General features: G+C 70.6%; 9 protein-coding genes. 1 reads left to right on the forward strand and 8 read right to left on the reverse strand.

What is annotated here, in order from left to right:
* Positions 1 to 69: 69 nt before the first annotated feature.
* The 7 genes from ACQPY0_RS15555 to ACQPY0_RS15585 form a co-directional block, all read right to left on the reverse strand.
* Positions 70 to 1,812 (reverse strand): DUF4832 domain-containing protein, encoded by a 1,743-nt coding sequence (locus tag ACQPY0_RS15555; protein WP_432989295.1) that lies wholly within the window; start codon positions 1,810 to 1,812, stop codon positions 70 to 72.
* Between the two features lie 9 nt (positions 1,813 to 1,821).
* A complete protein-coding gene (locus ACQPY0_RS15560) occupies positions 1,822 to 4,551 on the reverse strand; it encodes a fibronectin type III domain-containing protein (RefSeq protein ID WP_432989297.1) in 2,730 nt (909 codons plus the stop codon).
* Positions 4,552 to 4,566: 15 nt separating this feature from the next.
* Entirely contained in the window at positions 4,567 to 6,411 is a 1,845-nt protein-coding gene (locus tag ACQPY0_RS15565) for a spherulation-specific family 4 protein (protein ID WP_432989299.1), read from the reverse strand.
* Positions 6,412 to 6,442: 31 nt separating this feature from the next.
* Positions 6,443 to 7,282, reverse strand: coding sequence for a carbohydrate ABC transporter permease (locus ACQPY0_RS15570; RefSeq protein ID WP_432989301.1), 840 nt, complete (start codon positions 7,280 to 7,282; stop codon positions 6,443 to 6,445).
* Positions 7,275 to 8,255 carry a carbohydrate ABC transporter permease gene (locus ACQPY0_RS15575; protein ID WP_432989303.1) on the reverse strand — a complete coding sequence of 327 codons (981 nt, stop codon included), beginning with the start codon at positions 8,253 to 8,255 and terminating at the stop codon, positions 7,275 to 7,277. Before ACQPY0_RS15575 ends, ACQPY0_RS15570 begins: the two co-directional genes overlap by 8 nt.
* Positions 8,256 to 8,261: 6 nt before the next feature.
* On the reverse strand, positions 8,262 to 9,524 hold the full coding sequence (locus ACQPY0_RS15580; protein WP_432989305.1) for an ABC transporter substrate-binding protein: 1,263 nt from the start codon (positions 9,522 to 9,524) through the stop codon (positions 8,262 to 8,264).
* Between the two features lie 117 nt (positions 9,525 to 9,641).
* Positions 9,642 to 10,808, reverse strand: coding sequence for an ROK family protein (locus tag ACQPY0_RS15585; protein ID WP_432989307.1), 1,167 nt, complete (start codon positions 10,806 to 10,808; stop codon positions 9,642 to 9,644).
* A gap of 81 nt (positions 10,809 to 10,889) precedes the next feature.
* Between ACQPY0_RS15585 and ACQPY0_RS15590 the strand changes: the two genes are divergently transcribed.
* Positions 10,890 to 12,158, forward strand: a complete 1,269-nt coding sequence (locus ACQPY0_RS15590) for a Gfo/Idh/MocA family protein (protein ID WP_432989309.1) — start codon at positions 10,890 to 10,892, stop codon at positions 12,156 to 12,158.
* A 10-nt stretch (positions 12,159 to 12,168) separates the two neighbouring features.
* On the opposite strand, the gene ACQPY0_RS15595 is transcribed toward ACQPY0_RS15590, so the two are convergent.
* On the reverse strand, positions 12,169 to 15,780 hold the full coding sequence (locus ACQPY0_RS15595; RefSeq protein ID WP_432989311.1) for a hydantoinase B/oxoprolinase family protein: 3,612 nt from the start codon (positions 15,778 to 15,780) through the stop codon (positions 12,169 to 12,171).
* Between the last annotated feature and the right edge of the window lie 44 nt (positions 15,781 to 15,824).

A 15,824-nucleotide genomic window follows, 5' to 3' on the forward strand; every position in this document is an offset into this window, starting at 1 on the left:
ACGTCCTCCCCGGGTTCACATCCGGGGAGGACGTATCGGCGGTTCTGCTGAACTCCTACCTGACGTGGCTCATCTGACGGTCACCGTGTGCAGCAGGTCGTTGTAACCGGTGGCGGGCTCCCACACGCCGGTGTTGGCGAGCCGGATGGCGTACTCGGGCCGGTTGGCCAGGCTGGGCTGCGGGTCGGGCAGCCAGAGCAGCAGCCGGTAGCTGCCGGCCGGCACGCCCGACAGCGACACGGTTTGGTTGACGGTCGTGGATGTGCCCGCGGCCCACCGGCGCGGGTCGGCGTTGAGCGGCTTCAGGTAGACGGCACCGGAGGCGGTGTTGCGCAGCACGAGCGTGAGTCCACGCGGGTTGAACGGCGCGGCCCAGCCGGCGTTCTGCACGGTGAACTGGACCGCCAGGCTGCCGCCGGCCGTCGCGGTCGCCGGATACGTGCCCTGGGTGAGGGTGAGCCGGTGGCCGAGGCTGCGGCGCACGGTGGTCATGCAGCCGCCGCTGGTCCAGCCGTTGAGCACCTCCGGCCGGTAGTCGGTGTTGAGGTAGTTCCAGTGGAACTGGCTGAGCTCCTGCAGTGCGGTCGGGCACTGTGAGCGCGGCGGGTTGGGCTGGCAGGTCTCGCCGCCCATCGGCACGAACTGTGTCTCCGCCGACAGGTACGGGTACTCGACCGCGGTGTTCTCGTAGGTGCCGAGGTCGTCGGCGCTGGCGAGGAAGCAGTCGTTGTGATGCCCGATCCGGGCGAGCGCGGTGCCGCCGTACGCCTGGCCGGACGTCACCGCGCCGGTGCCGTACATCGTGCGCTTGAACTTGGGGGTGCGCACCTCGACCATGCGGTTGGCCGGCAGCACGCTGAGGAGCTTGTCCACGACCGCCTTGCGGTTGGCCCAGTCCGTCTGGGTCACGCTGCCCTGGTCACCGAAGTTCTGGGTGTACCACCACTCGCCCCACGCGCCGATGAAGCCGGCCTGCACGACGTGGATGACGTCGCTGTTGGCGCTGAGATACGGCGCGAGCTGGTCGAGGTGCTGCAGCACCCGGCTGAGCGGGGCATCGTCGCCGGCGGTGGACGTGGTGTACGCGAACCGCAGGATCATCTTCAGCCCGGCGGCGCGCACGGTGTCGGCCTGCCGCTGGAACTGGGCGAGCGCCGCCGCGCTGATCGGCGCGTTCTTGAAGGCGGCGAGGTAGAACACGCACATGACGAGCGTGGTCTGCTGGCTGGTGCGGTAGCCCTGGAGGGTGGCGAGGTCGAAGGTGTTGGTGTCGCAGTCGCCGGTGTGGTGGTAGAAGCCCCGCTCGGGGTTGGCGATGTCGGCGGTGTCCGCCTGGTAGGTCACCGTGCCGCCGCCGCTGCCGGAGCCGCTGTAGACGTGGGTGTAGCGGGCCGAGGTGTCCAGCGGCGCCTCGGTCTGGAAGACCAGGTCGGCGTCGTTGGGCGTCGCGGTCTCGCCGATGTCGGCGCGGTTGACGGTCCAGGTGGCGACGCCACCGCCGCTGGTGTGCGTGACGGCGGTGACCGCCGTCCAGCTCCAGCCGCCGCCGGCGTTGCGGAAGAGCGTGCCGTTCTCCAGCAGGTAGTCGGCACCGATGCCGGTGGTGGCGAAGCCGGTGGCCGCGCTGCGGTCGGTGTCGATGTAGACCCGCAGCCACGTGGGCGTGCCGCTGTACTGGTAGCGATAGGTGACGGTGGTGGCGGTGTTGGTCGCCGTCTGCCCGGTGATCGCGGCGTGTGCCGGCGCCGCGCCGAACGTGACCATGGCCAGCACACCCACGAGGGCGGCGGCGATCACTCGTCTCGAGGACATGGCTCCCTTTCAGACCGTGACGAGGGGGAAGGGGTTGGGGCCGGCCGGCAGTCGCTCGGTTGCCGAGTTGTTCTTCAGGTAGCCGAGCCGGATCTGCCGGCCGGTGCTCAGGCCGAGGCTCGCGAGTGGGATGGCGGCCTCGACGGTGGTGTCGTTGCGGGCGAAACTCATCGCGCCGAGCGGTGTCCAGGACCAGCCGGCGCCGTTGTGCCGATACAGGTTGGCGTTCTCCAGCATGTAGTCGGCGCCGGACGGGTTGCTCCAGCCCGTCGCGGCGTAGCCGGTGGCGGGGTTGTTGTCGGTGTCGAGGTGGAACTGGCCGAGCGTGTTCAGCCCGGTGCCGCGCACCAGCAGGAACAGGGTGGTGCCGTTGCTGGTCACCGACACCGACTGCACGCTCGTGCCGCCGGTCAGCACCGGCGCGACGCCGGCCCAGTCGTTCGGTGAGCCGTCGACGGTGATGACGGGCTGCACCGGCCCGGAGGCGGTGGTGAACGTGCGGTCGGCGCCGGTGGCCGGGGCCGCGCCGGCCGCGGACAGCACGCGGAAGTGGTACTGCGTGCCGGGTGCCAGCCCGGTGAGGTTCACCGTGTGGCTGGTGACCCCGCCGGGTCCGGTGGCGGTGGAGCCGTACGAGCCGCTGGTGCCGTACTCCACGCTCGTCGTGGACGGCACGTCGGTGCTCCAGGTGATCGTGGCGGAGGTGGCCGTGACGTTCGTCGCCTGGATGTTGCCGATGACCGGCGGCTGTGCGGGCGTGCCTCCGGGGACGTGGAACCGCACGGCCTGGCCGCCGAAGTTGGCGACCCGGAACCAGGTCCAGATCTCCCGGCCGGCCATCGACTGCGGGAAGATGTAGCCGCGGTCGAACTCCAGCTCGGCGCGGCTGCCGGACTGCACGATCCGCACCGGCCAGCCCCGGTTGCCGGGCGCGTTGGCGCTGCTGAACCGGAACACGTCGGCCTGGCCGGTCACGTGCGGCAGGAGGTACGCCTGGTTGAGGTTCTCCACGTAGATCCGGGAGTCCGGCGAGGTCGGCCAGAAGGGCTGCCAGCCGGACGGGCCGTCCTGGTCGTAGTCGAAGTAGATCATCTCCTGGGCCAGGCTGATCGCCTGCTTGGCCTCGATCATCATGAAGAACCGGTCACCGGCGAAGTGGGTGTACACCTTCGTGATGCCCTTGGCGTTGGCCCCGGCCGGGTCCTGGTAGATCGGCGTCTCGCCCGCCCATTCCCCGGTGTTGCCGTCGGCGACGAATCCGCCGAACAGGTCGGTCGGGTGAGCCCCGGCCTGGCCGGGTGCGGCCCTTGCGTTGGCGTCGAGCCAGTTCTTCGCGTCGTCGTAGACAGCGGCGTTGAAGTGGTTGGCGCCGGAGACCGAATAGCCGAGGTAGCCGGAGTTGACCACCACCTCGTTCATCCACTTCTGCGTGCCGGCGGCCGGCACCCGGAAGTCGATGATCACGATGTTGAAGCCGTCGGCCGGGTTGGCCTGGGCATTCATGTAGGTCTTCCAGAATCCGCCAAAGTTGTCCCGGTTGCGGTACCCGGCGGAGCTGGGATCGGTGTTCCAGTTGCTCTCGTAGCCCGGGCTGCTGTCGTAGAAGCCGGGGATGTAGGTGTTGTAGTACCACGACTCGGTGACGAAGACGTTGATGGCTCGGCGGTAGCGGTCCGCGAACCGGGACGTCCCTTCGTCCGGGTTGAAGTACCAGTAGCCGCGGTTGGCGGCGACGACCTTGCTCGGGTCGACGGCCTTGATCTTCTCGACGAGATCGATCATGCCGCCGGCGGTGAAGCCGAAGTTGCCGCGCGGGCCCCACGAGACGGACGGCCCGGCCCCGCCGACCGGGTCGGGTGTGTCGACGGTGTCGAGGAAGACGCCGTCGTAGTCACCGTCGTGGACGATCTTGTCGACCTGGTAGGTGACGAACCGCTGCCAGGCCGGGTCGCCGCCGTTGATGTAGCCGCCGCCGTACGTGCGGTTGACGTCGACCGTGCCGTCGCCGTCGCGCCAGTAGCCGCCGTAGAGGTACCGGCTGTCGTTGACCCAGGTGCCCTGCTGGTCGAGGTACCACGGCATGACGCCCCGGTTGCGCCAGGTGAGCCGGTTGCCCCAGGACGAGTAGTCGGCGGCGATGCCGAGGCCGGCGTACCCGGCGTATCCGTCGTTGTAGGTGCCGTCCGGTGCCGCGCCGCCCTCCACGTCGAGGTAGCCGCCGGCGGCGTTGTAGTTCCACGGATTCGGCCCGTGCAGGGGGCCCGACGGACCGGTGTAGCCGGCCGGGAGCAGGCCGAGCTCGATGCCCTTCTGGATGCTCATGTGCCCGCTGTGGCCGGGAATGATGCTCGGCAGCATCTCGCCGACGGAGAGGTAGCCCAGCACGATGACGTCGTCGGCGGTACCCAGCACACCGTCCAGTCCGCGCTTGATCTCCTGCACCTGCGCGCTCGTGACGGACTCGAAGTAGAAGTGGTCGGCGGTCACGTTGAGCACCCGCAGGGTCGGTTCGAGCACGACCAGGTCGTACGCCTTGAGCTGGTTCGTCTTGGCCTGGTCGAGAGTCCCGTACCAGAAGGCGGTGCGGCTGTTCTGGTTGAGGGTGGGTACCTTGCCGTAGAACGGGGTCCGGCCGATCTCGAACGCGGCCGCATGCGCGGGCCGCGTACCCGGCGCGACGATCACGGCGGCGGTCAGGGCGACCACGCCGCAGAACAGGCGGAAGGCTTTGCCGAACACGGATCCTCCCTCCGGTCAGGTGACGTTGACGACCGCGGTGGTGTACTCCGGTGAGCTGCCCGAGCCGTGGAACACGACCCGGTGCGGGGTCGGCGCCATCGTCGCCGGGATCTGCCAGACGTAGTGGCCGTCCGCCGACGAGACGAGCGGGCTGGGCCCGTCGACCGGCGCCCAGCTCCAGCCGGTGCCGGTGTGCCGGTAGAACCAGCCGTTCTCGATGAGCAGGTCGGCGCCGATGCCCGCGGTGGCGAACCCGGTGCCCGCGTCGCCGTCCACGTCGATGAAGACGTGGTGGAAGTCGTACGGCAGGGTGAAGGTCGCCTCGTAGGTCACCGCGGTCGCGCCGATCGTGCCGGTGGCCGCGGTGATCGGATCGCCGGACGGGGTCGCCGTGGTGACCGTGATCGGCCCGGCCACGGGGGAGACGTTGCCGCTGGCGTCACGGGCGGCAACCGTGAAGGTGTACGCCGTGCTCGGCTCCAGCCCGCTGATCGGCACGCTCGGCTCGGCGCCGGCCAGCCACGCGGGCACCGACAGCAGGCGGGCGCCGTTCAGGCTGATCTCGTATCCGGTGACGTCCCGTTCGGGTGCGGCCGTCCAGCTCAGTACGGCGTGCGCGACCCCGGTCTCGACCGCCCGGAGACCGGCCGGTGCCGCCGGTGGCTGCGGGTCGGGCCGGGCGGTGGTGATCACGGTCGAGCGGCTCGGGGCGGAGGTGTTGCCGGCGACGTCACGCGCGAGCACGCCGACCCGGTACTGACGCCCCGGCTCCAGGCCGCGGATCGTGGCCAGGGGCTCGGCACCCGTCGTGCCGGCGACCCGCGCCCCGTCGAGCAGCACGTCGTAGCCGGCGACCCGGCCGCCCGGGTCGGTGGCCGGCAGCCACGCGACGGTCACCTCGGTCGAGGCGACCCGGACCGGCACCGGGCCGCCGTGGACCCGCGGCGGGTTGCGGTCGGGACGGCCGGTGTCCGCGGCGGCGGCCAGCTGGCGGGCCCAGTACTCCGGCGGCGGCAGCGTGTCCCAGGGGTTGGCCAGCACGTCCGGGGTGACGTAGACGTATCCGGCGTTGCGCTGCTTGCTCAGCCGCATCGCGTCGTCGAGCTGCTCGATCGTCGCGGTGCCGTGCACCAGGTGCCACAGCCGGCGCGGGTCAATCGCGCGCTGCCACGCCGGCGGCTTCCACTGCCGGTACGTGTCGTACGTGCCTTCGAAGGTGAGGATGACGTCGCCGATGTCGGCGTAGCACGGCTCGGTCTCGATGCCGGGGTTGACGACCGTGAAGGCGCCACGGTGCCAGGCCCGGGTGTGCTCGTCGAGCGCGCGGTAGGTACGGGCATATGCGCCGTCGGGGCCGCATACGTTCTGTACCTCGTCGAAGAAGATGCCGCCGAGCCCGTCGCCGCCGTAGAGCCGGTACCACGTCTCGATGTCCTGCTGTACCTGGGCGGACCAGGCCGCCGGGGTGGTCTGCCCGAGACGGGTCGTCCGGCCGGTCGTGCCCAGGTATCCGGTGGGCACGTAGCCCAGCACGGTGACACCGCCGGCCCGGGCCGCGGCGATCGCGGCGGCGTAGAGCGGGTCGCGGGTCTTGCCGGGCCCGGAGAACGGGTTGGCCACGGCGATCCCCGTGCCCGGGCCGGTGAGCCGCTGCCACAGGGCTGCGCCGTCCCCGCCCGGGTAGAAGTAGGCCGGCACGGCCAGACGCTGTCCGACGCCGTCGGCGGTCGCGCTGGTCGTGGTGCGGGTGGTGGGCCCGCCGGCGAAGGCCGGCGCGGGCACGATCGGGGCGAGCATCAGTGCGAGTGCTGCGGCCAGCGCACGCAGGCGCGACCGACCGCGGCCATGTCGGTCAGACATGGTCGGCTCCATTCCGGTGCTGAGTGGGCCGTCAGCCCTTGTTGCCGCTGAGGGCGATGCCTTCGATGAAGTGCCGCTGCATGACGAAGAAGACCGCGATGACCGGCAGCGAGGCGAGCAACGATCCGGCCATGAGAATCGGGTAGTCGGTCTGGAACTGGCCCTGCAGCGCGGCGAGCCCCGCGGACAGGGTCATCTTGTCCGGGTCGGTGTTGACGATCAGTGGCCAGAACAGGTCGTTCCACGACCAGAGCATGGCGAGGATGGCCAGTGCCAGCAGGCCGGGCTTGGCCAGCGGGAGCATCACCGACCAGTAGATGCGCAGCGGTGACGCGCCGTCCAGCCGGGCCGCCTCGTCGAGTTCCTTGGGCAGGCCGAGAAAGAACTGCCGCAACAGGAACACGCCGAACGCGCTGAACAGGCCGGGCACGATCAGCGCCGGCAGGGAGTTGAGCCAGCCGAGTTTGGCCATGATCTCGTACTGCGGGATGACGAACAGCGGCGGCGGCACCATGAGCACCGACAGGAAGACGCCGAAGAGCACGTTGCGGCCGGGGAACCGCAGCCGGGCGAAGGCGTACGCGGCCATCGAGCAGAACAGCAGCTGCCCGGCGGTCCGCCCGACCGCCGTGAGCAAGGTGTTGAGGAACTGCTCGCCGAAGGGCAGCAGCTCGAAGACCCGCGCGTAGTTGGACCAGTGCCAGTCCGGTTCGATCGTCGGCGGCACCCGCGTCGCGCTGGAGAGGGATTTCAGCGAGGTGAGGAACTGCCAGACGAACGGGAGGACCATCACCGCCGCGCCGGCGGCGAGCAGCGCATGGGTCCCGGGATGCCGGCGGCGTGCCGTGAACCTGGCCGTGGACCTAGCCATAGTGGACCCACCTCCGTTGAAGCCGGAACTGCACCGCGGTCAGCGTGACGATCAGCAGGAGCAGGGCCATCACGATGGCCGCCGCGTAGCCGCGGTCGTTGCTGGAGAACGCCTTCTCGTAGAACAGCGCGACGACCGTCTGGATGCGTGGGTACGCCGGGTTGTTGCGGGCGGACTGGCCGCTGCCGCCGATGACGTACACCAGGTCGAACAGCTGCAACGAGCCGATCACCGACAGGACCGAGACGAAGAAGATGGAGGGCGACAGCAGCGGCAGCGTGACCTTGCGGAACTGCATGACCCGCCCCGCGCCGTCGATCGCGGCGGCCTCGTAGTACTCCCGCGGGATCGCCTGCATGCCGGCCAGGAAGATCACCAGGTTGTAGCCGAGGCTGGTCCAGATGCCGACCGCCGCCAGTGCGTAGAGGGCGGTGGCCGGATCGGCGATCCAGTGCGGACCGTCGACGCCGACGAGCGACAGGGCGTAGTTGATCAGGCCGTAGTCGCCGTTGTAGAGCCACCGCCACACCATCGCGACGGCGACCGGCATGGTCACCATCGGCAGGAAGAACAGCATCCGGTAGACGGACACTCCCCGCAGCCGGCGCTGGTTGAGCAGCGCGGCGAAGAAGATGGCCACCGGGATGCCCGCCAGGCCCAGCACCGTGTACAGCGTCGTGTTGCCCAGCGCCCGCAGCACCTCGCGGTCACCCGCGAGGGTCCGGTAGTTCGCAAGGCCGATCCACTCGTGCCCGCCGAACGGCCCCCACTCGGTGAAGGAGAAGTACGCCGTCTGCAGCACCGGCCACAGGTAGAACACGCCCAGGCCGAGCCCGGTCGGGGCGATGAGCAGGTACGCCCAGAGCGCCTCACTGCGCTGGCGCCGCCAGGACCGGCGCCGCCGGAAATGGCCGGCGGGTGCGGGCGCGGCGGCGGGCTCGGCCCGCGCAGCGCCCGACTCGGTGACCACCATCGCGAGCTACTCCTTCGCCAGCAGTGCGTTCATGTCTTTGGCGAGTGCCTTGGCCGCGGTCTCCACGTCCACCTCACCGCTGTACGCCTGGGTCAGGTACTTGGCCTCGGCCTCGTTCCACGCGGCCGTGTTGCGGGAGATGGGGTACGGCACCGCGTACGCCACCGCGTCGAGGAGGTACTGCACCTGGAAGCGCGCGTTGGCACTGGCCCACGCCGTCTGCGTGCCCGTGTATGCCGGGATCGGCCCGCTGCGCCCGAGGATCTCGGCCGCCGGCCGGGAACCGAGGAACTGCACGAACTGCCACGCCTGCTCCGGGTGCTTGGTCTTCGTCGCGACCACGTTCGCCACACCGTGGATGATCGTGGCCTTCTTGACGCCGACCGGCAGTGGGCCGACGTTGACCCGCGTCTTCGTGTACTCGTTCTTGGAGAACTCCGAGACGTTCCAGGATCCGCCCCAGTACATGGCGAGCTTGCCGGACTCGAACAGCTGCAGCGGCTGGGTGTCCGTCATCGTCTTGAGGTCCGGCGACTGTTTGGCCTTGATGAGGTCGGTCCAGAAGCGCAGGCCCTCGATGGTGGCCGGCTGGTCGTAGCCGGAGGTCTTGCCGTCGGCCGAGATCACCTGGCCGCCGGCCTGGTAGATGGTGTTGTAGTAGTACTCCTGGCCGGACGTGATGCTGGCGCCGACCGCATACACGCCCTTGGCGGGATCGGTGAGCTTCGCGGCCGCCGCCTTGAAGTCGGCCCAGGTCCAGCCGTCCTTCGGGTAGGCGACCCCGGCCGCGTCGAAGATCTCCTTGTTGTACCAGACACCCACGGTGTCGAAGTCCTTGGGCAGGCCGTACACCTTGCCTTCGAAGGTGTGCAGGTCGATGAGCGCCTTGGGGTAGACACTCAGGTCGATCTTGGCCGCGCTGATCCGGTCGGACAGCGGCATGATGACCTTGTTGTCGGCGTAGAGCTGGATGTTCGGACCGTTCATCCAGAACACGTCCGGCGCCGCTCCTCCGCTCACCGCGGCCCGCAGCTTGGTCCAGTAGTCGGTCCAGGGAGTCATCTGGACGTCGACCGTGATGTCGGGGTGCTCCTTGGTGAAGGCCGCGGCGAGCTCCTTCATCACCGGCACCTGGTTGGTGTCCCACACCATGTATGACAGGGCGACCGGGCCGTCCGCGGACTCCTTGCCGCCGCCGCACGCGGCGACGGAGAAGGAGAGCGCGGCGGCCAGCATCGCGGTCAGGCCTAACCGTAGTGGTCTCGACATGTGGCGGTCCCTTTCCAGGAGACTCAGGTCACATCAACGACGCCACTATTAACACTCTCCTTCATAAGTCTGTCAAGGCCGAGACCTCGATGCGGACCCGGCACCCTCGCGCCCGCGTCAGCGCGTCGGTGCCGCCGGCGCGGCCAGGCCGCTGCCCGGGTCGAAGATGTGCCGCTCCAGATGGTCGAGGGCGTGACGGACGGCGCCGAGGGCGACGGCATCGTCGGCGAGCGCCGACCGGAGCACCTCTGGTGTGCGGATGCACCACTTGTCCAGCTCCCGCCGCAGCGGCTCGAGCAGCACGTCCGCCGAGCGCGAGAACCCGCCGCCGAGGACCACCATCTGCGGATCGAGCGCCAGGACCAGGGCCGAGGCGCCGACGGCCAGGTCCTTCACGTATCGGCGGACCAGGGTGAGGGCGCGGCGATCGCCGTCCCGCGCGGCGGCGAACACCAATGCGGCCACGTCGTCGGGGTGGGTGGTGGCCGGCGCGTCGGGCCAGACGCGCAGATGCTCCTGGGCGCGGATCCAGCCCATCTCCGGCAGTGCCCCGATCTCGCCGGCCGCGCCCGCGAAGCCCCGGTGCAGTTGTCCGTTGATGATCAGGCCGGTGCCGGTGCGCAGCCCGGCCAGCAGGTAGACGACGTTCTGCGCGTATTTGGCGACACCGCGCCACGTCTCCGCCAGCGCGGCGAGGCGGCTGTCGTTCTCCACCAGCACCGGCCCGGCGACCAGGCGGCTGAGGTGCTCGGTCAGGTGTACACCGGTCCACTCGGGCAGGGCGACCGACAGCACCACCCGGCCCTCGGCGTCGGCCAGCCCACTCGTGGCCACCGCCGTCGCCCACATCTCCGCCCCGGTGCGCCCGGCACTGGCCAGGCACTCGGCGACCACCTCGTCCACCACCGCGAGCCGCTCCGCCCGGCCGGCGTCGGGCGAGACCGGCCGGCGCGACGAGTGCCGGATCTCGCCGTCGAGGTCGGCCACCAGCGCCCGGACCGTGTGCCCGCCGATGTCGACGCCGAGCACCCAGCCGGCGTCGGCGCGGAAGCGGTACCGCCGGGCCGGCCGCCCCATCGAACCCGCCGCCGGATCGACCTGATCAACCCACCCCTGTGCTTCGAGCTCCCGGACGACCTCCTCGGTGGCCGCCCGGGACAGGCCGGCCGCCCGGGACACCTCGGTCAGGGTGCGTGGCGCCTGATGACGCAGCGCGTGCACCACCGTGAGCGTGTTGAGCTGCCGCAACCTCGACAGATCACCGCCGGCGAGTTGTCCGGTCACCTGCATCCCCCTTGACGTCCGCCACTGGCACACCTACTAATGATGGAGAGTCTAATAAGTAGCTCCAGGGAAGGCACGCACATGACTGTAGACGGGGTACGGCTGGTCGTGGCGGGTGCCGGACTACGGGGGCTCGGATACGCCCGCCTCGCCACCGCGTCCGGACGAGCTCGGGTGATCGCCGTGGCCGAGCCGGATCCGGGCCGGCGCGCCCAGTTCGCCGCCGAGTTCGGCGTGCCGCCGGAGCATGTCTACCCGGACTGGCGCGACCTCGCCGCGGCCGGCCGGATCGGTGACGCGGTGGTGATCGCCACGCAGGACCAGATGCACACCGACCCGACCATCGCCTTCGCCGAGCTCGGCTATCACATCCTGCTGGAGAAGCCGATGGCGACCGCCGAGACCGACGCGCTGCGGATCGCCGCCGCGGTGGAGAAGGCGAAGGTCATCTTCGCGGTCTGCCACGTCATGCGGTACACGCCCTATTCCAAGGCGCTCAAGCGCGAGCTCGACAACGGCGTGATCGGCCGGCTGGTCAGCGTCCAGCACCTCGAGCCGATCGGCTGGTGGCATTTCGCCCACTCCTTCGTCCGCGGCAATTGGAGCAACAGCCACACCTCCGGACCGCTGCTGCTCACCAAGGCCTGCCACGACGTCGATTGGCTGCTGCACCTCTTCGGTTCCGCGCCGACCGAGGTCAGCTCGTTCGGCGGGCTCAGCCACTTCCGCCCGGACCAGCGGCCCGAGAACGCCACGGATACGTGCCTCACCTGCCCGGCCGAGCCGTCGTGCCCGTACTCGGCCCCCCGCGTGTACCTGTCCTGCCTCGGCGACCCGGATCGCGAGTTCTGGCCGCTGTCCGCGGTCACCACCGACCACACGCCCGCGGGCGTCGAGGCCGCACTGCGCGACGGGCCGTACGGCCGCTGCGTCTACACCAGCACCAACGACGTCGTCGACCACCAGGTGGTCACGATGTCGTTCGCGGACGGCGCGACCTGCTCGTTCACGCTCACCGCCTTTACCCCGATGGGGGGCCGCCGCACCCGCCTGTTCGGCACGCACGGCTCCATCGAGGGCGACAACAGCCTGCTGCACATCACCGACTTCCGCACCGGCCGGGAGTGGACGATCGACACCGAGTCAGGCGCCGGCAGTACCGCCGCCGAAGGTCACAACGGCGGCGACGCCGCCATGATGGACACCTTCCTGGAGGCCGTCGCCGCGGGCGACCCTTCGCTCATCCCCTCCGACGCAGCCTCGAGCCTGCTCAGCCACCGCGTCGTCTGGGCCGCCGAACGGGCTCGTGCCACCGGCGCGGTGGTCCGGGTGCCGGCGCCGCAGACGTGAGCGCCGCGGTTCACGAACGGCCGTATCCGCCGCCGCCGGGTGTCTCGACGACCAGCACGTCGCCCGGCTGGACGTCGACGGATCCGCAGCCGCCGAGGCGCACGACACTGCCGTCGGCGCGCTCCACCCGGTTGGCGCCGAGCGCGCCGGGCGAGCCGCCGGCCAGGCCGTACGGCGGCACGCGCCGGTGGCCCGACAGGGTGCTGACGGTCATCGGCTCGCGGAACCGGATGCGGCGCACCGCGCCGTCGCCGCCCCGCCACCGGCCGGCGCCGCCGCTGCCGCGCCGGACGGCGAACTCGTCCAGGAGCACCGGGAAGCGCCATTCGAGGACCTCGGGGTCCGTCAGCCGGGAGTTCGTCATGTGCGTCTGCACCACCGAGGCCCCGTCGAAGCCGTCGCCGGCGCCGGAGCCGGAGGCGACGGTTTCGTAGTACTGGTGCCGCTCATTGCCGAAGCTGACGTTGTTCATCGTCCCGGATCCCTCGGCCTGGACGCCGAGCGCGGCGTAGAGCGCGCCGACGATCGCCTGTGACGTCTCGACGTTCCCGGCGACGACGGCCGCGGGGTGGACGGGCGCGAGCATCGAACCGGCCGGCACCACGATACGCAGCGGGCGTAGACAGCCGTCGTTGAGCGGGATCTCGTCGGTGACCAGCGTCCGGAAGACGTACAGCACCGCCGCGGTGACGACCGACGATGGTGCGTTGAAGTTCGTTGCCAGCTGCGGTGACGTGCCGCTGAAGTCGATGGTCGCGCCGCGACCGGTGTGGTCCACCGTGATCCGCACCGCGATCGTCGCCCCCGAGTCCATCTCGTAGCGGTACTCGCCGTCGCCGAGGGCGTCGATGACGCGCCGCACCGCCTCCTCGGCGTTGTCCTGGACGTGCCGCATGTAGGCCTGCACCACGTCGAGGCCGAAATGGTCGATCATCCGGCCCACCTCTTCGACCCCCTTGGCGTTCGCGGCGATCTGGGCGCGCAGGTCGGCAAGGTTGGTCGCCGGGTTCCGGGACGGGTACGGCGCCTCCGTGAGCAGCCGGAGCGTCTCCTCTTCGCGGAACCGGCCGTCCTCGACCAGCGGCCAGGTGTCCAGCAGCACGCCCTCCTCGTGGATGTCGCGGCTGGTCGCGGGCATGGAACCGGGCGTGAGTCCGCCGATCTCCGCGTGGTGGCCCCGGGAGGCCACGTAGAACAGCACTTCGGGCCGGTCGGCGCCGAAGACGGGGGTGACGACGGTGATGTCGGGCAGGTGGGTGCCGCCGTGGTACGGGTCGTTGATCGCGTACACGTCGCCGGGCCGCATGCCGGCTCGGCGGCGACGGATGACCTCCTTGACGCTGACGCTCATCGAGCCGAGGTGGACGGGGATGTGCGGCGCGTTGGCGATGAGATTGCCGTGCGGGTCGAACAGCGCACACGAGAAGTCCAGCCGCTCCCGGATGTTCACCGACTGCGCGGTCGACTCCAGCCGGGCGCCCATCTGCTCGGCGATCGACATGAAGAGGTTGTTGAAGATCTCCAGCAGTACCGGATCGACCCGGGCGGTCGCCTCGGCTGCCTGCCCGCTCGACCGCACCCGTTCCAGGAGCAGGTGGCCGAACTTCGTGACCGCCGCCCGCCAGCCGTCGTCGACCACCGTGGTCGCGTCCGCCTCGGCCACGATGGCCGGGCCGCCGACGGTGTCGCCGGGGCGCAGGCGTTCCCGCTCGTACAGCGGCACCTCGCGCCAGGATCCGCCGGTGTACAAGCGGGTCGTGGCGAGGGGCCCGGCGGCGGCTCGTTTCGGCGCGCCGGCGGGTTCGCCCAGCCGGGAGAGGTCCGGGGGTTCGGTCAGCCCGACGGTCTCGACCGAGACCGCCTCGACGATCAGCGGCCGGTCCATGAGGAACGCGTACATGCGCCGGTACGCCGTGCGGAACGACGCCACCATCGTGTCCAGCTCGGCGAGCTCGACCGGCAGCGCGGTGTCGGTGCCGTCGAAGCGCAGGTGCACGCGCCGGTGCACCCGGATCCGCCCGGCCGGCACGTCCTCGGAAAGCAGCTGCGAGCGCGCCGCCGCCTCCAGGTCGTCCGCGACGCCGGTCAGGCGTCGCATCGCCGCGGGCTCCAAGCGGCACTCCACCGACTGCTCGCGCATCGCGGTGGTGTCGGCGAGGCCGATGCCGAGCGCGGACAGCACACCGGCCATCGGCGGCACGAGCACGGTGCGGATACCCAGCGAGTCGGCCACCGAGCACGCGTGTTGCCCGCCGGCGCCGCCGAACGTCGTGAGCACGTACCCGGTGACGTCGCGGCCTTGCTGCACCGAGATCCGCTTCACCGCGTTGGCTGTGTTCGCGACCGCGATCTGCCGGTACCCCTCCGCGACCTGCTCCGGCGTGCGCTCGTCGCCGGTCTGCCCGGCGATGGTCGCGGTCAGGTCGGCGAACCGCCGCCGCACCACGCCGGCATCCAGCGGCTGGTCGCCGTGCGGACCGAAGACCCGGGGAAACGTCGCGGGCTGGATCCGGCCGAGCATCACGTTGGCGTCGGTGACGGTGAGCGGCCCGCCGTTGCGGTAGCAGGCCGGCCCGGGGTCGGCACCCGCGGAGTCCGGGCCGACGCGGTAGCGGGCGCCGTCGAAATGCAGGACCGACCCGCCTCCCGCCGCGACGGTGTGAATGTCGATCATGGGTGCCCGCAGCCGTACCCCCGCGATCTGGGCGTGGAAGACCCGCTCGTACTCGCCCGCGTAGTGCGACACGTCCGTGGAGGTGCCGCCCATGTCGAAGCCGATCACCTTGTCGAAGCCGGCCAGCTGCGACATGCGCGCCATGCCGACGATGCCACCGGCCGGACCGGACAGGATCGCGTCCTTGCCGCGGAAGTGCCCGGCCTCAGCCAGGCCACCGTTGGACTGCATGAACATCAGCCGTACGCCGGGCAGCTGCTCCGCCACCGCTGCGACGTACCGGCGCAGCACCGGCGACAGGTACGCGTCGACGACCGTGGTGTCGCCCCGCGGCACCAGCTTCATCAACGGGCTCACCTCGCTGGAGCAGGAGACCTGGCCGAAGCCGATCCGCTCCGCCAGCATCCCGATCTCCCGTTCGTGCGCCGGGTACAGATGGCTGTGCAGGCAGACCACCGCGGCCGCGCGGATGCCGCTGTCGTGTGCCCGCCGCAGGTCGGCGGCCAGCCGGTCGACATCCGGCGAGCGCAGCACGGTGCCGTCGGCCGACATCCGTTCATCCACCTCGATCACGCGCTCGTACAGTACTTCCGGTGGCACGATGTGCCGGTCGAAGATGCGTGGCCGGTTCTGGTAGCCGACCCGCAGCGCGTCGCCGAAGCCTTCGGTGATGACCAGCACGGTGCGTTCGCCCCTGCGCTCCAGCAGCGCGTTCGTGGCGACCGTGGTCCCCATCCGCACCGCCTCGATCCGGTCGGCCGGGATCGGCTCCGTATCGGGGACACCGAGCAGAGCCCGGATTCCGGCGACCGCCGCGTCCGCGTAGCGTGCCGGGTTGTCCGACAGCAGCTTGCGTGTCACCAGCCGGCCGTCGTCCGGCGTCCTGGCGACGATGTCGGTGAACGTGCCACCACGGTCGACCCAGAACTGCCACCGTCCACCTACCACCGCGGATCCCCCTCCCTCGGCGTCGGTGCCGCATCCCATTGGGC

The sequence above is a fragment of the Dactylosporangium sp. CA-233914 genome, assembly GCF_050942935.1.
In the GTDB taxonomy this organism is placed as follows: Bacteria; Actinomycetota; Actinomycetes; order Mycobacteriales; family Micromonosporaceae; genus Dactylosporangium.